Source organism: Paralimibaculum aggregatum (assembly GCF_030270585.1).
GTDB classification, from domain to species: domain Bacteria; phylum Pseudomonadota; class Alphaproteobacteria; order Rhodobacterales; family Rhodobacteraceae; genus Thermohalobaculum; species Thermohalobaculum aggregatum.
Genome location: NZ_BSYI01000006.1, coordinates 140,703 through 159,834, shown reverse-complemented (window position 1 = coordinate 159,834; position 19,132 = coordinate 140,703). Strand labels below are relative to the sequence as shown.

Annotated in this window: 18 protein-coding genes and 1 pseudogene; 10 read left to right on the top strand and 9 right to left on the bottom strand. The window is 71.2% G+C overall.

Going from position 1 to position 19,132, the window contains the following annotated elements:
- Positions 1-71 precede the first annotated feature (71 nt).
- Together QSJ97_RS05580 and QSJ97_RS05575 are read right to left on the bottom strand one after the other, a co-directional pair.
- On the bottom strand, positions 72-1,031 hold the full coding sequence (locus QSJ97_RS05580; RefSeq protein WP_285670655.1) for an ABC transporter permease: 960 nt from the start codon (positions 1,029-1,031) through the stop codon (positions 72-74).
- Positions 1,032-1,248: 217 nt separating this feature from the next.
- On the bottom strand, positions 1,249-2,826 hold the full coding sequence (locus tag QSJ97_RS05575; RefSeq protein WP_285670654.1) for a trimethylamine methyltransferase family protein: 1,578 nt from the start codon (positions 2,824-2,826) through the stop codon (positions 1,249-1,251).
- Between the two features lie 172 nt (positions 2,827-2,998).
- On the opposite strand from QSJ97_RS05575, the gene QSJ97_RS05570 reads away from it, so the two are divergent.
- The 6 genes from QSJ97_RS05570 to QSJ97_RS05545 all read left to right on the top strand — a co-directional run bounded on the left by QSJ97_RS05570 (position 2,999) and on the right by QSJ97_RS05545 (position 10,350).
- The gene (locus QSJ97_RS05570) at positions 2,999-4,015 is read left to right on the top strand and encodes a GlxA family transcriptional regulator (RefSeq protein ID WP_285670653.1); all 1,017 of its coding nucleotides are present in this window, start codon (positions 2,999-3,001) and stop codon (positions 4,013-4,015) included.
- Entirely contained in the window at positions 4,012-4,974 is a 963-nt protein-coding gene (locus QSJ97_RS05565; protein ID WP_285670652.1) for a 2-hydroxyacid dehydrogenase, read from the top strand. Before QSJ97_RS05570 ends, QSJ97_RS05565 begins: the two co-directional genes overlap by 4 nt.
- A 1,153-nt stretch (positions 4,975-6,127) precedes the next feature.
- Positions 6,128-7,018, top strand: coding sequence for a hypothetical protein (locus QSJ97_RS05560; RefSeq protein WP_285670651.1), 891 nt, complete (start codon positions 6,128-6,130; stop codon positions 7,016-7,018).
- A 91-nt stretch (positions 7,019-7,109) separates the two neighbouring features.
- Complete coding sequence (locus QSJ97_RS05555) at positions 7,110-8,162, top strand: C4-dicarboxylate TRAP transporter substrate-binding protein (protein WP_285670650.1); 1,053 nt, start codon at positions 7,110-7,112, stop codon at positions 8,160-8,162.
- A 59-nt stretch (positions 8,163-8,221) separates the two neighbouring features.
- Complete coding sequence (locus QSJ97_RS05550; protein ID WP_285670648.1) at positions 8,222-8,962, top strand: TRAP transporter small permease subunit; 741 nt, start codon at positions 8,222-8,224, stop codon at positions 8,960-8,962.
- Entirely contained in the window at positions 8,959-10,350 is a 1,392-nt protein-coding gene (locus tag QSJ97_RS05545; RefSeq protein WP_285670647.1) for a TRAP transporter large permease, read from the top strand. Before QSJ97_RS05550 ends, QSJ97_RS05545 begins: the two co-directional genes overlap by 4 nt.
- A gap of 29 nt (positions 10,351-10,379) precedes the next feature.
- Here the strand turns inward: QSJ97_RS05545 and QSJ97_RS05540 are convergent, their stop codons facing one another.
- On the bottom strand, positions 10,380-10,736 hold the full coding sequence (locus QSJ97_RS05540) for a hypothetical protein (protein ID WP_285670646.1): 357 nt from the start codon (positions 10,734-10,736) through the stop codon (positions 10,380-10,382).
- A 214-nt stretch (positions 10,737-10,950) separates the two neighbouring features.
- Between QSJ97_RS05540 and QSJ97_RS05535 the strand changes: the two genes are divergently transcribed.
- Entirely contained in the window at positions 10,951-11,613 is a 663-nt protein-coding gene (locus tag QSJ97_RS05535) for a glutathione S-transferase N-terminal domain-containing protein (RefSeq protein WP_285670645.1), read from the top strand.
- 162 nt (positions 11,614-11,775) lie between these two features.
- On the opposite strand, the gene QSJ97_RS05530 is transcribed toward QSJ97_RS05535, so the two are convergent.
- The 3 genes and pseudogenes from QSJ97_RS05530 to QSJ97_RS05520 form a co-directional block, all read right to left on the bottom strand.
- Positions 11,776-11,958: an ion channel gene (locus QSJ97_RS05530; protein ID WP_285670673.1), complete on the bottom strand. Its 183-nt coding sequence runs from the start codon at positions 11,956-11,958 to the stop codon at positions 11,776-11,778.
- Between the two features lie 387 nt (positions 11,959-12,345).
- Positions 12,346-12,816 (bottom strand): annotated as a pseudogene (locus QSJ97_RS05525) (GAF domain-containing protein); the annotation flags it as partial.
- Entirely contained in the window at positions 12,813-14,048 is a 1,236-nt protein-coding gene (locus QSJ97_RS05520; protein ID WP_285670643.1) for a trans-sulfuration enzyme family protein, read from the bottom strand. The gene QSJ97_RS05520 and the pseudogene QSJ97_RS05525, both read right to left, overlap by 4 nt.
- A gap of 97 nt (positions 14,049-14,145) precedes the next feature.
- Between QSJ97_RS05520 and QSJ97_RS05515 the strand changes: the two genes are divergently transcribed.
- Positions 14,146-15,336 carry an MFS transporter gene (locus QSJ97_RS05515; protein ID WP_285670642.1) on the top strand — a complete coding sequence of 397 codons (1,191 nt, stop codon included), beginning with the start codon at positions 14,146-14,148 and terminating at the stop codon, positions 15,334-15,336.
- Here the strand turns inward: QSJ97_RS05515 and QSJ97_RS05510 are convergent.
- Positions 15,317-15,874, bottom strand: a complete 558-nt coding sequence (locus QSJ97_RS05510) for a thioredoxin family protein (protein WP_285670641.1) — start codon at positions 15,872-15,874, stop codon at positions 15,317-15,319. The genes QSJ97_RS05515 and QSJ97_RS05510 overlap by 20 nt on opposite strands.
- Before the next feature lie 233 nt (positions 15,875-16,107).
- Here QSJ97_RS05510 and QSJ97_RS05505 point away from each other — a divergent pair, with 233 nt between their 5' ends.
- Positions 16,108-16,284: a hypothetical protein gene (locus QSJ97_RS05505; protein WP_285670640.1), complete on the top strand. Its 177-nt coding sequence runs from the start codon at positions 16,108-16,110 to the stop codon at positions 16,282-16,284.
- 190 nt (positions 16,285-16,474) lie between these two features.
- On the opposite strand, the gene gatA is transcribed toward QSJ97_RS05505, so the two are convergent.
- Together gatA and gatC are read right to left on the bottom strand one after the other, a co-directional pair.
- Positions 16,475-17,956 carry an Asp-tRNA(Asn)/Glu-tRNA(Gln) amidotransferase subunit GatA gene (gatA, locus tag QSJ97_RS05500; RefSeq protein WP_285670639.1) on the bottom strand — a complete coding sequence of 494 codons (1,482 nt, stop codon included), beginning with the start codon at positions 17,954-17,956 and terminating at the stop codon, positions 16,475-16,477.
- On the bottom strand, positions 17,953-18,240 hold the full coding sequence (gatC, locus tag QSJ97_RS05495) for an Asp-tRNA(Asn)/Glu-tRNA(Gln) amidotransferase subunit GatC (RefSeq protein WP_285670638.1): 288 nt from the start codon (positions 18,238-18,240) through the stop codon (positions 17,953-17,955). The genes gatA and gatC overlap by 4 nt, the downstream gene beginning before the upstream one ends.
- Positions 18,241-18,418: 178 nt before the next feature.
- On the opposite strand from gatC, the gene QSJ97_RS05490 reads away from it, so the two are divergent.
- Positions 18,419-19,114, top strand: a complete 696-nt coding sequence (locus QSJ97_RS05490; RefSeq protein ID WP_285670637.1) for a metal-dependent hydrolase — start codon at positions 18,419-18,421, stop codon at positions 19,112-19,114.
- Positions 19,115-19,132: the final 18 nt, after the last annotated feature.

Here is a 19,132-nt window from a genome sequence, read left to right as displayed (position 1 = left end):
GGAGAACAGCCGGATCAGCACCCGCATTGCCGTGCCGTCGCCGACGGCGTCGAGAAAGGCCAGCGTCTCGGTCATTTCGGGTGCCTCAGCCGCGGATTGGCGAGGATCGCGCCGACATCGGCCAGCATGTTGAGGATGATGTAGACCGCGGCGAAGACGATGCCGCAGGCCTGCACCACGGGAATGTCGCGCACCGTCACGGCATCGACGAAATACTGCCCCATGCCGGGATAGGCGAAGATCACCTCCACCACCACGACGCCGACCACCAGATAGGCGAGGTTGAGCGCCACCACGTTGATGATCGGCGCCACCGCGTTCGGCGCGGCATGCTTCCAGATGATCCGCAGCATCGACAGGCCCTTGAGCTCGGCGGTCTCGACATAGGCCGATTCCATGATGTTGAGGATCGCCGCCCGGGTCATCCGCATCATGTGCGCGATCACCACCACCACCAGCGTCATCGCCGGCAGGAAGACCAGCTGCACGTTCTCCCAGACGCTGGCCCGCGGATCGGGAATGATCGGCGGCCCGTCGCCGATGCCGAACTGCAGCGCGAAGAAGAAGATGAAGAGATAGCCGACGAAGAACTCCGGCATCGAGATCGCCGCCAGCGACAGGATGTTGATGATGCGGTCCGGCAGCCGGTTGCGGTAGAACACCGCCAGCACGCCGAGGCCGACCGAGATCGGCACCGCGAAGACCGCTGCCACCGCGGCGAGGAACAGCGTGTTCGCCAGCCGCTTGCCGAGCTGTTCGCTGACCGAGCTGCCATTGGCCCAGCTCTCGCCGAAATCGCCGATCACCACCCCGCCGAGCCAGTCGAGATAGCGCAGCATCACCGGCTGATCGAGGCCGAGCTCGCGGCGGATGTTCGCCACCGCCTCAGGGGTCGCCGCCTGGCCGAGGAAGTTCTGCGCGAAATCGCCGGGCAGCGCCTCGACGCCGAGGAACAGCAGCGCCGAGATCGCGAGGATCAGCACCACCCCGATCCCGATGCGCTTGAGGATGAGGGCGAGCACCGGGCTCATGCGGCGACGGGGCTCCACGGCCCGGGTCCGTGGCCGCGAAGCCGGGGCTGGCGGCACGGCGGGTGGCGCAGGTCGGTCATCGCTCGGCGTGTCCCTGTCGGCCGCCGGACAGCGCCGGCGGGCATGTCTTGGCTGTCGTTGCCCCGAGTGTGCCTCCGGGTAGCGGGACTGGCAAGACACCCGGCGCCGCAGGGTGCCGCAGGACGCCGCAGCGGGCTCAGATGCCGTCGCGGGCGATCTCCTCCCGGCGCGTCGCGACATAGGCGGCGAGCGCCTCCGAGCGGTCCTCCGGCAGCGCCGGCTCGGCATAGTCGGCCAGCGCCTGCTGCCAGGCCGCGGTCGCCCGCTCGGTCGCGGTCTTGGCGCCGTCCGCGACCCAGGTCTCGTGGTTGCGCCAGTCCGCCAGCATCGGCGTGAAGAAGGCGGTCTCGTAGCGCGCCAGCGTATGCGCATCGCCGAAGAAGTGGCCGCCCGTCGGCACCCGTGCCAGCGCCGCGAAGCCGAGCGTGTCGTCGTCGACCTCGGTGGGCGCGAGGAAGGCGTAGATGTGGTTCAGCATCTCGGCATCCAGCATCACCTTCTCGAACGAGGCGCAGAGCCCGCCCTCGAGCCAGCCGGCGCCGTGATAGAGCATGTTGGCCCCGCCCATCACGCAGCCCCAGAGCGACATCTGCGTCTCCCAGACCGCCTGGGCATCGGCGGCGTTGGAGGCGTTTGACGGCGTCGCGCGATAGGGCAGGCCATAGCGCCGGGCGAGCTGGCCGCTGGCGATGTTGGCCTTGGCATTCTCCGGCGTGCCGAAGGCCGGGGCGCCGGTGCGCATGTCGACATTGGAGGTGAAGGCGCCATACATCACCGGCGCGCCGGGGCGGGCGAGCTGGGTCAGCGCGATGCCGAACAGCGCCTCCGCGGTCTGCTGCGCCAGCGCCGCCGGCAGGGTCACCGGCGTCATCGCCCCCATCAGCGTGAACGGCGTGATCGCGGTGGCCTGGCCGTGGCGCGCCATCTCGATCAGCCCGTCGGCCATGGCATCGTCGAAACGCCGCGGCGAGTTCACCGAGATGATCGTCGAGACCGCGGGCTCGGCCGCCATCTCCTCCAGCGTCATGCCCTTGGCGATGGCCATCATGGCGATGCCGTCGCGGGCCCGCTGCGGGCCGATGGCGGTGCAGTGGAAGCTCTTGTCGGTCAGCCGGATATTGGCGTCGTAGCAGTCGAGATGGCGGGTCTCGGCGGGCAGCTCGATCGGCGCCGCGACCTGGTTGCCGAGCATGTGGATCGCGTTGAGCTCATGCGCGAGGCGGATGAAGTTCCGGTAGTCCGGCAGGTTGGAGGGGCGCCGGCCGCGGATGCAGTCATGCACCGCCGGCGGGCCGGCGACCAGCGTCGAGACCATGCTGCGCCCGCCGATCTCGAGCGCGCGGGCCGGGTTGCGCGGGGTCAGGCTGAAGCGCCGCGGCGCCCGGGCCACCAGCTCGAGCAGCAGCGCCCGGTCGAGCCGCACGGTGCCGCTGGCCTCGTCGACCTCGGCGCCGGCCGCGCGAAACAGCGCGCGCGCCGGCGCGCTCATCAGCTCGATGCCGAGCTCCTCGACCACGCGCATCGCGGTCTCGTGGATCGCCTCGATCTGGTCCTCGGAGAAGATCTCCACCGGCTTCAGCGGGTTCTCGATCCGGCTCCAGGCCGGCTGCACCAGCCCTGCCTTGCGCGAGCGACGGCCGCGGCCGCGGCGGCCTCCGGAGGTGTCGTCCTCGGCCGCCCGGGCCGCAGGCATCGGGGTGGGGCGGATGGTCATGGCGCTGATGTCCTCGTGCTGGTCCCTGGCCCGCCAGCCGTGCCGGCTGCGTGCGCCGCCCAGTCTCGCGGAAAACTGTCGCGCTTGCCGCAAAATATGCGACAAACGACACCAGTCCCTGGCGCACAGCACCGGGGCCCCGATATCATGACCCTTCTGCCAGAGGACCCGGATGCGCCCCGCCGACCGCACGCTGACCACCATCGCCTTCCTGCTCGTGCGGGAGTTCTCCATGCTCTCCGTGGTCTCGGCGCTGGAGCCGCTGCGCGCGGCCAACCGCCTGCTCGGCCGGCGGCACTACGAATGGCTGCTGATCTCCGACGACGGCGGGCCGATCAACGCCTCCAACGGCATGGTGCTGGCCGCCGATGGCAGCCTCGGCGATCTCGGGCGCGACCTCGTGCGCACCGATTTCCTCTTCGTCTGCGCCGGGCTCGACCACGACCCGCCGAACCGCGCGCGGCTGCATTCGGTGCTGCGCCAGGCGGCGCGCAACCGGGTGATCCTCGGCTCGCTCTCGTCCGGCACCTTCGTGCTGGCCCGCGCCGGGCTGCTTGAGGGCTATCGCTGCACCGTCCACTGGGAGTTCCAGCCGGCCTTCGAGGAGGAGTTCCCCGAGCTCGACTGCACCTCCGGCCTCTATGCCATCGACCGCGACCGCTGGACCGGCTCCGGCGGCATCACCGGGCTCGACATGATGCTGCAGCTGATCGAGCGCGACCACGGCCCGGCGATGAGCCGCTCGGTGGGCAACCAGTTCCAGATCGACCGCATCCGCAACTCCGCGGTGCACCAGCGCCCGGGCGCGCTGGAACGGCTGGAGACCCTGCCGGCGCCGATCCAGGAGGCGATCGCGGTGATGCTCGCCAATGTCGAGAGCCCGCTCAAGATGAGCGAGATCGCCGCCGAGGTGGGGGTCAACCTGCGCCGGCTCGAGCGGCTCTTCCAGTCGCATCTCGAGATGGCCCCGGCGCAATACTACCGCCGCCTGCGGCTCGAGAAGGCGCGCGAGCTGCTCATGCACACCAATCTTTCGGCGCTGGAGATCAGCGTGCTGACAGGCTTTTCCTCGAGCTCTCATTTCGCTATGGCCTATTCCCGCGCCTTCGGGGTGCGCCCTTCGGCGACGCGCCGCACCGACACGAACAACGAACAAGACCACGACCCCAAGGGAGGGCCCGAGACATGACTGCCAAGCCCAAGGTGATCCTGACCCGCAAATGGCCCGCCAAGGTCGAGGCGGTGATGCAGGAGCGCTTCGACACCCAGCTCAACACCGCCGACCGGGCGATGAGTCCCGGCGAGCTGCGCGCCGCGCTCAACCTCTACGACGCGGTCTGCCCGACGGTGACCGACAAGATGGGCGCCGACGTGCTCGAGCACCCGGCGCGGGCCAAGATCCTCGGCAATTTCGGGGTCGGCTTCAACCACATCGACACCGAGGCGGCCAGGGCCGCGGGGCTGGCGGTGACCAACACGCCCGGCGTGCTCACCGACGCCACCGCCGACATCGCGCTCACCGTGCTGCTCAACGTGATGCGCCGCACCTGGGAGGGCGAGACGATGCTGCGCGCCGGCGACTGGACCGGCTGGCGCCCGACCCAGCTGATGGGCCGCTCGCCCCAGGGCAAGGTGCTCGGCATCATCGGCATGGGCCGCATCGGCAAGGCCATGGCCAAGCGCTGCCACCATGCGCTCGACATGGAGATCGTGTTCTACGACGCCTTCCCGGTGAACGATCCCGGCGTGCCGGCGACCCAGCTCGGAACCGTCGACGAGGTGCTCGCGGCGGCCGACGTGGTGTCGCTGCACTGCCCCGGCGGCGGCGAGAACATCCACCTGATCAACGGCGCCCGGCTGGCCAGGATGAAGCCCTCGGCCTTCATCGTGAACTCCGCCCGCGGCGACATCATCGACGAGGCGGCGCTGGTCACCGCGCTGCAGGCCGGCCAGATCGCCGGCGCCGGCCTCGACGTCTTCGAGCGCGAGCCGGCGATCACCGAGGCGCTGAAGGGCATGGCCAATGTCTGCCTGCTGCCGCATCTCGGCTCGGCCACCACCGAGACCCGCGAGGCGATGGGCATGACCGTGGTGGAGAACCTCACCGCCTTCTTCGCCGGCGAGGAGCCGCCGAACCGCGTCGCCTGACGCCGCCCGCCGGGCCCGCCCCCGCAGGGCGCGCCCGGCCCCGGGTTTCCGCAATATTGAACCGGTATGGTTCCGGTATGGGTTCGGTATGGCAGTCCTGCCGGCCTCCGCCTCCCGAGCGCCGCCCGACCTCGCCCTCCCCCGGGATCCGCCCGCCGCCGGGGTCCAGCGTTCGGACCGAACCTCCCCGTGGCGCTTCGCCGGGCCGAACCTCCCCACGTTCAGAGTACGGACCGAACTTCCCCGTGGTGCATGGCCGGGCCGGACCTCCCCGCATCCGGGGTCGGGGCCGGCCTCGCCGCGGCGCATGGCCCCACCCAACCTCTCCGCATCCGGGGTTGGGGGCGAACCATCCCGCGGCGGGTTGCCGGACCGCAGTTCCCTGCATCGGGGGGGCGGGACGAGCCTTCCCGCAGCACATGGCCGGATCGAACCTGGCCGCATCCGGGGTTGGGGACGAACCGCCCCTCGGCGCAGCTTTGGGCCGCACCCGCCCGCATCCGGGGGCAGCGGACCGAGCCATTCTCCTGACGCTCCCGGTGGAGGGTCTGTTCGCGTGGGGTCGGCCGGCCCTCTGCGGTGCAGCTCCGCCGCGCCCTGCCCAGGGGGGGGCCCGTTCGCCTCGCGGGTGCCTTGCCGGCAGCCCATCGGGACCGGCTCGTCTCGCCTGCGCTTCCCGGGCAGCCTGCGAGACCGTCCGGGCGATCCGTTCCCGTGCGCCATCCTGCGCCCTGGCCATGAAGCTGGCCGGGCCTTGCCGGGAGACCCTGCGGTATCCCCTCCAGAGCTCCGGAGGAGATGCGCCACGGCGGGCCCGGGGGCTGGACAGCGCTCGGGCGTAGCGCGGGGTGCCTCGGGGACGGGCCAGAGCTTACCGGGAAACCCGTCGGCATCCCGCCCAGGGCTCCGAACGGAGGGTGCCACGGCGGCTCCCGGGGACTGCGCGGAGCGCGGGGTGCCTCAGAGCCGGGCTGGCCTGCGGGGCGGTTCGCGAGCGGGCCGACCCGGCCCCTGCCTCGCTTGGCTGCGGGCGGGCGGCGGCGGCGGGGACGGCGGGCGGGGGCTCGCCGGTCGGTTGCGGACCGCGAATTGATTACGCTGCGGAAGCCTTGCAGAATCTCCCTTTCGATGCGCGATTGATGCGAGGTGACGGATGCTCGCGAAAGCTCCTTTCCGGCGCCTGGCCGCGGCGGCGCTGCTCGCCCTGGCCCCCGGCCTGCCGGCGCTGGCGGCGCCCTATGGCAGCTCGGATTACGGCGTCGCGCTCAGCCATGTCTATTTCGACCCCAACGTCCAGCAGCCTGCAATCGATGGCGGGGAGACCACCCATGCCACGCTGACCAGCAATTTCGTGCGCCCGGTGCCGCCGCCGGACAATGTGCCGATCACGATCAGCAACAGCGCCGATCTGCGCACGGGGGAGATCAAGTTCGACATGCCGGGCTGCATCTGTGGCGGGCAGGCGAACATGAAGGACATCCTGTTCTTCGACCTCACCGGCTCGACGACCGCCGACATGTTCGAGGTGATGTTCACGGTGACCGTCGCGGGCAGCATCGGCAAGAGCCCCTTCACCAATCCGCTCGACCCCGCGATGGCGAGCTTCTCGTTCGGCGTCGGCGGAACGGGTGTGTTCGAGCAGGGCTTCGGCATCGCCGGCACCTGGACGACCGCGGAGCCGCTGGTCGACCTCGCCGACCCGGCGAACTTCTCGGTCACGACGAACAGCGGCAACACGGTCTCGGTCGGGCCCGGCGTGTTCTCCGGCAAGGGCATCCTCTTCGGCGGGGCGATGCGCCAGCTCAGCCTCGGGCTGACCATGACCGCCGGAGACATCGCCGCCATCGGCGACACCGCGACGCTCAGCATCGCCAGCCCGGTGCCCTTCTCCACCGCCTCCGGCGTGCTGCTCAGCCAGGCGGCCGCGGTGCCGCTGCCGCCGGGCCTCGTGCTGCTGCTGGCCGGGCTCGGCGGGCTCGGCCTCGCCGCCCGGCGGCGCGCCGCCCGAGCGCGGCGCCCCCTCCCGCAGCGTTCACCCGGCTAAAAACGGTTGGGTTTCCCGCGTCGGCGCTTTAGGTTGCCGGATACGCGCCGCGAGAGCGCATGCCCATTCGACAACACGGGAGCGTAACGACATGAAGATGACCCTCCGCACTGCCGTCGCCGCAGCCTGCCTGATCGGCTTCGCCGCCGAGGCCTCGGCGCTGACCTGGAACGTCTCCGTCTGGGGCAAGCGGCGCGCCTTCACCGAACACATCCACAAGCTCGGCGACCTGCTGGCGGAGAAGACCGGCGGCGACTTCACGCTGAACATCTCCTATGGCGGCCTCTCGAAGAACCGCGAGAACCTCGACGGCATCGAGATCGGCGCCTTCGAGATGGCGCAGTTCTGCGCCGGCTACCACCGCGACAAGAACCCGACGATCACCGTGCTGGAGCTGCCCTTCCTCGGCGTCGCGACGCTGGACGAGGAGGTCGCCGTGGCGCGCGCGGTCTACGAGCACCCGGCGACCCAGAAGGACCTGGCGCGCTGGAACGCCAAGCTGCTGATGACCTCGCCGATGCCGCAGTACAACCTCGCCGGGATGGGCGAGCCGCCGGCCATGCTGGAGGATTTCGAGGGCATGCGGGTGCGCGCCACCGGCGGCCTCGGCGATGCCTTCCGAACCGTCGGCGCGACGCCGACCAGCGTGACCGCGACCGAGGCCTATGGCGCGCTCGAGTCGGGCGTCGTCGATGCGGTGGCCTTCGCGCAGCACGCGCATCTGTCGTTCCGCACCATCGATCTCGCCAAGTGGTGGACCACCAACCTCAACCCCGGCACGGTGAACTGCCCGGTGGTGGTGAACATCGACGCCTATGAGAGCCTCTCGGACGAGCAGCGCGCCGCGCTCGACAGCTCGATCGAGGAATCCATCGCCCACTATCTCGCCAACTATGGCGAGCTGCTGAAGAAGTGGGAGAGCATCCTGGCCGAGAAGAACGTCGAGAAGGTGGTGATCGCCGACGACCAGATCGCGGCCTTCCGGGCCAAGGCGGCCGACCCGATCCGCGCCGAGTGGATCGCCAGCATGGAGGCCCAGGGCATCCCCGGGCAGGAGCTCTACGACCTCACCCAGGAGGTGCTGAAGAGCTGCCACGAGGCGGACGAGGCCATGACCCCCTCGGGCGTCAAGACCGCCTGCTGATCCGCAAGTAGTTCCGGGCGCCGCGCCTTTCCGCCGCGGCGCCCGAGGAGACGCGCCCCATGTCCGGCCAGTCCGTCCTCGAAGATGCCAGCCCGGCGAGCCGCGCCGACCGGGCACTCTACCGGCTCGAACAGGCGCTCACCCTCGGCTCCGGCATCCTGATCCTCGCGGTCATGCTGGTCTCGGTGGTCAACATCCTCGGCCGCAAGGGCAAGGAGAAGGCGCTCGACTGGGGCTGGGACGGCATCGCCGCCTTCCTCGGCCCGGTGCCGGGCTTCGTCGACTGGATGGTGACGGCGGTGCCGGTGATCGCCTTTCTCGGCATCGCCGGCTGCCAGCGCCTCGGCGGGCATATCCGCATGGACATCCTCGTCGGCCAGCTCAAGGGCCGCGCGCTCTGGCTCTTCGAGATGGTGAGCTGCCTGCTGATGCTGGCGCTCTGCCTCGTGCTGATCCAGGGCAGCTGGCTGCATTTCGAGCGCAGCTTCGACTTCGCCGCGCCGCTCTGGTCGCGCGACAGCACGATCGACATCAACCTGCCGGTCTGGCCGGTGAAGCTGCTGGTGCCGGTGATGCTGGGGCTGCTGGCGCTGCGCCTCTGCCTGCAGATCTGGGCCTACTGGCGGGCCTTCCTGAGCAATGCCGAGCGGCCGGTGGCGGTGCCGCTGATCGAGACCGCGGCGGAGCAGGCCGCGCATGAGGCGGAGTCGGTCTCGGGCGCGGATGTCGATGCCGAGCTGGAAGCCGGAAACGGCGACGGAAACGGAAATGGCGGCCGCCCCGGGGGATCGCAGGCATGACCACCTTGGATACCTCGCTCGTGCTCGCGGGGGTGCTGATCCTCCTCGTGCTGGTGGGCATGCGGGTGGCTTTCGCCACCGCGCTGATCGGCTTTCTCGGGCTCTTCCTGCTGTTCGCCTTCGAGCGCGGACAGGGCATGGAGCGCGGCTTCACCACGGCGCTGAAGATCGCCGGGCAGGTGCCGCACTCGAAGATGTCGACCCATGTGCTGAGCCTGATCCCGACCTTCATCCTGATCGGCTATCTGGCCTATTACGCCGGGCTCACCAAGGCGCTGTTCGAGGCCGCCAAGCGCTGGGTCGGCTGGCTGCCGGGGGGGCTCGGGGTCTCCACGGTGTTCGCCACCGCGGGCTTCGCGGCGGTCTCCGGCGCCTCGGTGGCGACCTCGGCGGTGTTCGCCCGCATCGCGATCCCGGAGATGCTGAAGCTCGGCTACGACAAGCGCTTCGCGGCGGGCGTGGTGGCGGCCGGCGGCACGCTGGCCTCGCTGATCCCGCCCTCGGCGATCCTGGTGATCTACGCGATCATCACCGAGAGCTCGGTCGGCCAGCTGCTGATGGCGGGCTTCCTGCCCGGGCTGGTCTCGGCGCTGATCTATGGCGGGCTGGTGATCGGGCTGGCGCGGATGCGCCCCAAGCTCGGGCCGCCGGTCACCGGCTTCACCTGGGCCGAGCGCTTCGAGAGCCTGCCCGGCGCACTGCCGATCCTGTTCGTCGTGTTCATCATCATCTTCTGCATCTATGGCGGCTGGGGCACCCCCACCGAGGCCGGCGCGCTCGGCGCCTTCGTGGTGCTGGTGATGGCGATCTCCCGCGGCATGCGGGCGAGGCAGCTCGGCTCCGCGCTGATCGAGAGCGCCAAGCTCACCGCGATGATCTTCACGATGATCTGGGGCGTGCTGATCTATGTGCGCTATCTCGGCTATGCCGACCTGCCGGGCGCCTTCGCCACCTGGATCTCGGGGCTCGAACAGTCGCCGATGATGACGCTGCTGATGATCCTCGGCGCCTATGTGGTGCTGGGGATGTTCATGGACGCCATCGGCATGCTGATCCTGACCCTGCCGATCACCTTCCCGGCGGTGATCGCGCTGAATGGCGGGCCCAATGTCACCGCCGAGGCCTCGGCGCTCGGCATGACCGCGGACCAGTGCGGCATCTGGTTCGGCATCATCGTGGTGAAGATGGCCGAGCTCTGCCTGATAACCCCGCCGATCGGGCTCAACTGCTACGTCGTCGCCGGCGTCGCGGGCGAGCGGCACGGCATCTCGGTGCAGGACGTGTTCCGCGGCGCCTCGCCCTTCTTCCTGGCCGATGCGGCGACGGTGGCGGTGCTGATCGCCTTCCCCGGCATCGTGCTCTGGCTGCCGGCGCAGGTGATCGGCTGACCGCGCGGGGGGCGCCCGGCGGGGCGCCCTCAGTCGGCGAAGCGGGCCAGCAGCAGGATCGAGCCCACCGCCATGGCGACGCCGAGCATCTCGCGCGGGCGCAGGTTCTCGCCGAACACGAAGACCCCCATGCCGGTCATGAACAGCACCGTCAGCAGCGCGTACCAGACGCCGACGGCGGCCATGCTCGCCCCCTGCAGCGCCAAGGCGAAGCCGAGCGCGGTGAGCGCATAGCAGCCGGCGCCGATGGCAAAGGGCAGGTTGGCGACGGGCTCCGCCCGCAGCGAGGCGAGCTTGAGGAAATAGTCTCCCACCATGGTGACGACGGCGATGAACGCCATGAGGAAGATCGGGCGCAGGGCCTGATCGCGCAGGAACTCGAGCATGGGTCTCGGCCTCGTGTCGGTGAGCCCCCCAACGCCGCGGCTCTGTGATGTCCCGGGGGCAGGCTAGCAAATCCGGACGATTCGCGGAATGCGAAATGCAGCCCGTCTGCCCGATCCATCAGCCGCCCGCGGGTCCGACCGCACGAAGCGCGATTTGACGTGGCGGCGCGGCGCCGGGAGGATGGCGCGCAACAGGGGTTTTCAGGAGGCAGGCATGTATACCCTCACCATCGGCGACAAGGCCTATTCCAGCTGGTCGATGCGCGGCTGGCTGCTGCTCGCGGGCTTCGGGATCAAGTTCGAGGAGGAGGTGGTGGAGATGTACACCCCCGCCTTCGACGCGATGCAGGCGGCCCATGCCCCGGCCCGGCAGGTGCCGCAGATCGCCTGGCGCGAGGGCGGCCGGGCGCACCGGCTCTGGGACAGCTTGGCGATCGCCGAGACCCTGGCCGAGCGGCACCCGGCGGCCGGCCACTGGCCGCGCGACTGGGCGCTGCGGATGCAGGCGCGGGTGCTGGCGGCGGAGATGCATTCCGGGCTCTCGGCGCTGCGCGGCGCCTGCCCGATGAACCTGCACCGGCACATGCGCCCGCTGGCCGCGCCGCCGGAGGGGCTGGCGCGCGATCTCGAGCGGCTCGGCGATCTCTGGGACTGGGCGATGCGCGAGGGCGGCGGCCCCTGGCTCGCGGGGCCGGCGTTCAGCGCCGCCGACGTGTTCTACGCCCCGGTGGCCTCCCGGCTGGTCTCCTATGCGCTGACCGACGACCGCACGCGCGGCTATGCGCAGATGCTGATGGAGCAGGAGGCGGTGGCCCGCTGGTGCCGCGAGGCCCGCGCCGCGCCGCGCCGCATCGCCCGCTACGACGAGCTGGCCTGAGCCGTTCCGCGCCGAGCCCGGCCGGAGCGCGGCACGGGGCGGAGCGCGGCACGGGGCGGAGCGCGGCACGGGGTGCGAGCCGGCCGGAGCGGGAAAACGCACCGCCGGCGCGTCTTTCCGGGCGGGCATCCGGGTGCCCCCCGCCCCGGCCCCGGGCGGGCCTCAGTCCTCCTTCGGCTGGCGTTCGGTCGGGGCGACCGAGGTCATCAGCCCCAGCGTGATGCCGACGAAGAAATACGACAGCAGCCCCTGCAGCATGGCGAAGACCCGGGCCGGGCCGTAGGGCACGCAGTCGCCATAGCCGACCGTCGAGAAGGTGATGGCGGAGAAGTAGAAATCCGTCATCCCCCCCGGCACGCAGCTGGTCAGGTTGTCGGCGCCCTCGACCAGCCCGCCGCCGGGGCCGTATTCCAGCATGCTGTAGATCCCGGCATAGCCGACAATCATCAGCCCGGCATGGCCGAGCATGAAGAGCACGGTCGGCAGCGGATCGACCTTGCCGTGGAAATAGGCGCGGATGATCAGGAAGACCGGGATCATCATCGTCACCGCCTGCACGGTGCAGGCGATCAGCTCGGGCACGCTCGCCCCCGGCGCCTCGATCACGCTCTCGACCGGCCAGGACAGCAGCGCCAGCGCGAGATGCAGGCCGAGCAGGACCGGCCCGTAGAAGACGTCGTCCTCGAAGATCACCCGGCGCAGCCCCTCGCGCTCCGGCTCGGCGGGCGGCGGGCGGGCGAAGACATCCGACACCATCGTCTCCAGCGCCGCGGCATCCGCGGCGTCGAACCGGTCGGGCAGGTCGCTGTCGATGTCGAGCACGCCGATCAGCCGGCCCTCGTGGTCGCGCACCGGCACGACGATCTCCGAGCGGGTCGAGGCGGCACAGGCGATATGGCCGGGAAAGGCCTCGACATCCGGCACGATCAGGGTCTGCCCCTCGCGCGCGGCGGCGCCGCAGACGCCCCGCTCGAACGGGATCACGAGGCAGCCATGGCCGCCCTGATAGGGGCCGATGCGCAGCAGCTCCGGCTCGGTGACGCGGTAGAAGCCGACCCAGTCGAACCCCTCCACCCCGTGGAACAGCTCGCAGGCCACGGTCGCCATGCAGGCGATCTCGTCATGCTCGTTCTCGGTGAGCGCGGCGATGCGCGCGGCGAGCGCGGGCCAGTCCGGCCGGAGGCGCTCGGCGGCTTCGTTCATGGCGCCGCCATCCCGCCTGCAGGGGCCGGAGCGGGGGCCGGGTCGGGGGCCGCCGCGCCGGCGGCCGCCACCGCCGCCTCGAACTCGGGCAGGATCAGGCCCGGGTCCTCGATGCCGACCGAGACCCGGATGAAGCCCTCGGTGATGCCGATCGCCTCGCGCGCCGCCGGGCTCATGCCGCGATGCGAGGAGGAGGCCGGGTGCGAGAGCGTGGTGGCGACATCGCCGAGGGTGGGGGCGAAGGGCAGGTGCTCGGCGGCACGCAGGAAGCGGTTGGCCACAGCGCGCCCGCCGCGCAGCCGGAAGCTCACCATGTAGCCGCCCTCGTCGCCGCAGATCGCGCGGGCGCGGTTGTGGTCCGGATGGTCCGGCCGGGCGGGATAGAGCACCGCCTCGACGCCGGGCAGCGCGGCCAGCCGGTCGGCCAGCGCCGCGGCATTGGCCTGCGCCCGCTCGAAGCGCAGGTCGAAGGTGTGCAGCCCGCGCTCGGCCAGCCAGCAGTCGAAGGGCGCCGGCGTCAGGCCCCAGCTCGCGCTGATGTCGTAGACCCGCCGGGCCGCCTCCGGCGCGCGCGCGCCGACATAGCCGAGGGTGACGTCGGCATGGCCGGCGAGCAGCTTGGTGACCGAGTGAATGACATAGTCCGCCCCCTCGGCCAGCGGCCGGTAGAGCCGCGGCGTGGTGAAGGTGTTGTCCACCGCCAGCGCCACGCCGCGCGCCCGGCAGGCGGCGAGGATCGCTGGCATGTCGGCCACCCGCAGCGTCGGGTTCGCCACCACCTCGACCAGCGCCAGCCGCGTCTCGGGCCGGATCGCCGCGGCAAAGGCGGCGCCGTCGGTGGCATCCACCAGGCTCACCGAGACCCCCATGCGGGGCAGCTCCTCGTTGAGCAGCCGCAGCGAACGGCCATAGAGCTGGTCCCCCGCCACCACATGGTCGCCCGCCTTCAGCACGGCGAGGAAGACCGCGCCCACCGCCGCCATGCCGGAGCCCATCAGCACGCCGCCGGCGGCGCCCTCCATCCAGTCGAGCTTCTCCGCCAGCACCTGCCAGTTGGGATGGCCCTCGCGGCCATAGGTGAAGCCGGCGGCGCCGCCCTCGTAGATCGCGTCCAGCGCATCGGCATCCGGCGCCCAATAGGCCACGGCGGGCGAGAGCGGCGTGCCGAGCGGCCGGGTGGCGCTTTCGGGCGGCGCGCTGCGGCGCACCACGGAACGGTGATCGCTCGTCATCCGGCGGCATCCCCCTTGCGCTTTCCGGCTTCTTTCCCCCGAGTTAAACTGCCGCCGCCGCAACGGTCAATCGCGCGGCGCTGCAGGGTGGGACGAGATGACCAAGCGCCGGGCCGTGGGGCTCCTGATCCTCGCGGAGATCCTGGCCATGGGCCTCTGGTTCTCCTCTGCCGCGGTGCTGCCCGAGATGGGGGCGGAGGCCGGGCTGCCGGCCTCGCGGCTGGCCTGGCTCGCCACCGCGGTGCAGCTCGGCTTCGCCGGCGGCGCGCTCGGCTTCGCGGTGCTGGGGCTGGCCGACCGCTACGACCCGCGCGCGGTGTTCTTCCTCTCGGCGATGGTGGCGGCGGCGGCCAATCTCGCGCTGCTCTGGGCACCGCTCGGCGGCTGGACGGCGATCCTGCTGCGGGCGGTCACCGGCGCGGCGCTGGCCGGGGTCTATCCGGTGGGGATGAAGATCGCCGTCGGCTGGGGCCAGCGCGACCGGGCGCTGCTGGTGAGCCTGCTGGTCTGCGCGCTGACGCTCGGCTCGGCCTCGCCGCATCTGATCGCGCTCGGGAGCGCGGAGGCCGGCGGCACCGACTGGCGCGCGGTGATCGCGGCCTGCTCGGGCTTCGCGGCGCTGGGCGGCGTGCTGGCGCTGCTGATCGGGCTCGGCCCGCATCACGCGCGCGCCGCCCGGCTCGATCCCGGCGCGATCCGGCTGGCCTGGACCGAGCCGCGCATCCGCTACGCCTTCCTCGGCTATCTCGGGCACATGTGGGAGCTCTACGCGCTCTGGGCCTGGGTCGGGCTGATCGCGCAGCTCTCCTTCGCCGAGGCCGGGATCGTCGAGGCCTGGCCGGCCCGGCTCACCGCCTTCGCCGCCATCGCCCTCGGCGGGCTGGCCTGCATCCCGGCGGGCTGGCTGGCCGACCGGGCGGGGCGGGCGCGCACCGCGCTCGGCTGCCTCCTGCTGTCCTGCGCGGCCGGGCTGGCCACCGCGGCGGCCTTCGGCGGCAGCCCCTGGCTGGCGGCGCTGCTGCTGATCGCCTGGGGCATCGCGGTGATCCCCGACAGCGCGCTCTACTCGACGCTGGTGGCCGATGCCGCGCCGCCGGAACGCGCCGGCTCGCTGATGACGCTGCAGACCGCGCTCGGCTTCCTGCTGACGGCGGCGACGGTGCAGACCCTGCCGCTGGTCGCCGGCGCCCTCGGCTGGCCCGGGGCGCTGGCGCTGCTGGCGATCGGGCCGGCCGCCGGCGCCTGGGCGATGCGGCGGCTGATCCGGCTCAGGCAGCCTTCCACTTGATCGAGCAGCCCATCGAGGGGATCTGCTCGGCCGGCCCGCGGCCGGTCTCGACGACGCCCTTCATCGCCTCGAAGAGATCGCGGCGGAGATCCGGGCTGCCCGGGCGCGGGCCGGAGGCGTCGAGCCGGCCGCGGTATTGCAGCCCTAGCCCGGCGTCGTAGCCGAAGAAATCCGGCGTGCAGACCGCGCCATAGGCCCGCGCCACCGCCTGGCTCTCGTCGTGCAGGTAGGGGAAGGGGAAGCAGTGTGCCGCGGCGAACTCGGCCATCTTCTCGAAGCTGTCCTCGGGGTGGCTGGCAGCGTCGTTGGCGCAGATCGCGGCGACGCCGATGCCGAGGGCCTGCAGCGCCCGCCCGTCGCGCACCAGCCGGTCCGCCACCGCCTTCACATAGGGACAGTGATTGCAGATGAACATCACCAGCAGACCTTGCGGCCCGGCGATGTCGTCTCGCGCATAGGTTGCGCCATCGGTGGCCGGAAGGCGGAAATCCGGCGCTGGCGTGCCGAAATCGCAGATCGGGGTGGTTTCGAGGGCCATGGGTCTCTCCTCTGAAAGCGGAAGTCCGTGCAGGGGATGCAACAAGTTCCTAATACAGCGCCGCAATTCTGTTCGCAATTTGCCTAGAAATTGGCCATTTCTCGCCTTGGTTGTGCCATGAACTCTCGGCGCAAAAGTGACGAATCGCTAACAATTTGTCCTTGCCTATGGTAAACGATCTCCATGGGTGTGTGAGCGTATGGGTGACCGATTCCAACGGTCGGAGTGTGTGGATGGAGTTCGAGAACGCGCCTAGATTCATCGAAGGTTTGAACATGTCGACCAGCGAGCTGATGCTGGTCGCGCTGCTGGTTCCGCTGATGATTGGCCTGATCGTCGGAATCGAGCGGGAGCTGGCGCTGTTCGCCGCGTTTGCCGGCGTCATCGCCGTGCTCGTGGCAGGCTTCTGAGGCCGGAGCAGCCCCGGAAGAGACGGCCGCGGAAGGGCGGACGCCCCCCGAACGCCGAGACCGAAGACCGAGCCTTTCCAGGAGACCCGCGCGCCGCGCCCGCGGCGCCGCGAGGAAACCAGGCACCCGCTTCCGGTTCGCCCGGGAGCGGGTGTTGCCATGCCGTGACCGCGCGCGGGAGGGAGGCGCCTCAGCGCCACCAGCTCTCCGGCTTGTGGCCGAAGCCCGCGGCGCGCTCGAGCGCGAAGGCGGTGTCGAGCAGCTCCGCCTCGCCCCAGGGCCTGCCGATCAGCTGCAGCCCGAGCGGCAGCCCCTCGCCCGAGAGCCCCACCGGCACCGAGATGCCCGGCAGGCCGGCGAGGTTCAGCGTCACCGAGAAGACGTCCTGCAGGTACATCTTCACCGGATCGCCCTCCATCTCGCCGAGCGGGAAGGCGGCGGAAGGGGTGACCGGGGTCAGGATCGCGTCGACCTGCCCGAAGGCCGCCTCGAAATCCGCGCGCACGAGGCTGCGGATCTTCTGCGCGCGCAGGTAGTAGGCGTCGTAGTAGCCGGCCGAGAGCACATAGGCGCCGATCATCACCCGGCGCTGAACCTCGCGGCCGAAGCCCTCGGCGCGGCTCTTCTCGTAGAGATCGACGATGCCGTCGCCCTGGCCGAGCGACGCCCGGCGGCCATAGCGCACGCCGTCATAGCGCGCGAGGTTCGACGAGGCCTCGGCGGTGGCGATGATGTAGTAGGCCGGCAGCGCATGGGGGGTGTTGGGCAGCGAGATCTCCACCACCTCGGCCCCGGCATCGCGCAGCATCTCGGCGCCGCGGTCCCAGAGCGCGGCGATCTCGTCCGGCAGGTCGGCGCCGTATTCCTTCGGCAGGCCGATGCGCCTGCCGCGCATGTCGCCCTTGAGCGCCGCCTCGAAGTCCGGCACCTCGCGGGGCGCGGAGGTCGAGTCCTTCGGGTCGTGCCCGGCGATCGCGCCGAGCAGGATCGCGGCGTCGCGCACGGTCTTGGTCATCGGGCCGGCCTGGTCGAGCGAGCTGGCATAGGCGACCATGCCCCAGCGCGAGCAGCGGCCATAGGTCGGCTTGATGCCCACCGTGCCGGTGAAGGCCGCGGGCTGGCGGATCGAGCCGCCGGTGTCGCTGCCGAGGGCGGCGAGGCAGAGATCCGCCGCCACCGCCGCGGCCGAGCCGCCGGAGGAGCCGCCCGCGGTGAGCGGCGCGGTGTCGCCCGCCCGCCGCCAGGGCGAGACCGTGGCGCCATAGACCGAATGCTCGGTGGTGCTGCCCATGGCGAACTCGTCCATGTTGCACTTGCCGAGGGCCACCGCGCCGGCCTCTCGGAGCTTCATGGTCACCGTGCTCTCGTAGGGCGGCACGAAATCCTCGAGGATGCGCGAGGCGGACTGCGTGCCGAGCCCCTCGGTGCAGTAGACATCCTTGATGCCGATCGGCAGGCCCAGCACCGGACCGTCCTCGCCGGCGGCGCGGCGCGCATCGGCGGCATCGGCGGCGGCGAGCGCGCGCTCGGGATCGACGCGGACGAAGGCGTTCAGCGCCGCGGCGCCCTCGATCGCCGCGAGGCAGGCCTCGGTCAGCGCGCGCGCGGTGGTCTCGCCGGCGCGGAGCTTCTCGCGCGCCTCGGCCAGGGTCAGGGTTGCCAGCTCGCTCATTCCACCACCTTCGGCACGGCGAAGAAGCCCTCGCGGGCATCCGGGGCATTGGCCATCACCTTGTCGCGCATGTCGCCGGAGGTGACGGTGTCCTCGCGCATCGGCAGCGCCATCGGGGTGACCGATGTCATCGGCTCGACGCCGGAGACGTCGACGGCCTGCAGCTGCTCGACCCAGCCGAGGATCTGCGATAGCTCGCCGGCGAGGCCGGGCAGGTCGGCCTCCTCGACGCGGATGCGGGCGAGCCCGGCAATGCGCCGGGCGGTGTCGGTATCGATGCTCATGGCGCGGGCCTCCCAGGGCAGCGGATGCGGCGCGGATCGCTCGGGGTTTAGCGGCGGCGCGGCGGGACGGCAAGGGGCCGGGCATGGACTGTGGCGTGCCAGGCGCTAGGATCGCCCCGGGCCGCGGCCCCCGCCCGCCCTGCCGTCCCCCGGGGCCGCCGAACGAGAGGAGACCGCGATGAAGATCACCTGGCTCGGCCATGCCGGCTTCCGCATCGAGACCGGCAGCGAGGTGCTGCTGCTCGACCCCTGGCTCAGGGGCAACCCGGCCTTCGACGAGGCCCGCTTCGACGAGGCCATCGCCGGCGCCACCCATGTCCTCGTGACGCACGGCCATGGCGACCACGCCTCCACCGTGCCGGAGATCGCCCGGGCCACCGGCGCCGCCGTGGTCGGGATCTATGACTGGGTGAGCTGGATGAGCGCCGCCGAGGGCTTCGAGGGCATCGGCATGAACAAGGGCGGCACCGTGAGCCTCGGCAGCACCCGGGCCACCATGGTCAACGCGGTGCATTCCTCCTCGGTCGCCGGGCCGGGCGGCCAGCCGGTCTATGCCGGGGCGGAGGCGGGCTATGTGCTGAGCGCGGGAGAGACTGTGCTCTACATCGCCGGCGACACCGACGTGATGGCGGATATGGGGATCATCGCCGAACTGCACGCGCCGACCCATGCGATCCTGCCGATCGGCGGGCATTTCACCATGGATGCCGAGCGCGCCGCCTTCGCCTGCCGCAGGTTCTTCGCGTTCCGGGGCGTGATCCCGAGCCACTACAAGACCTTCCCGCTGCTCGCGCAGTCGGCCGAGGCGTTCGCCCGGCTGGTGGCGCCGGTGCCGGTGCATGCCCCCGGCGTGATGGAGAGCGTGGAGATCTGAGCGCCGCGCGGCGGCCGG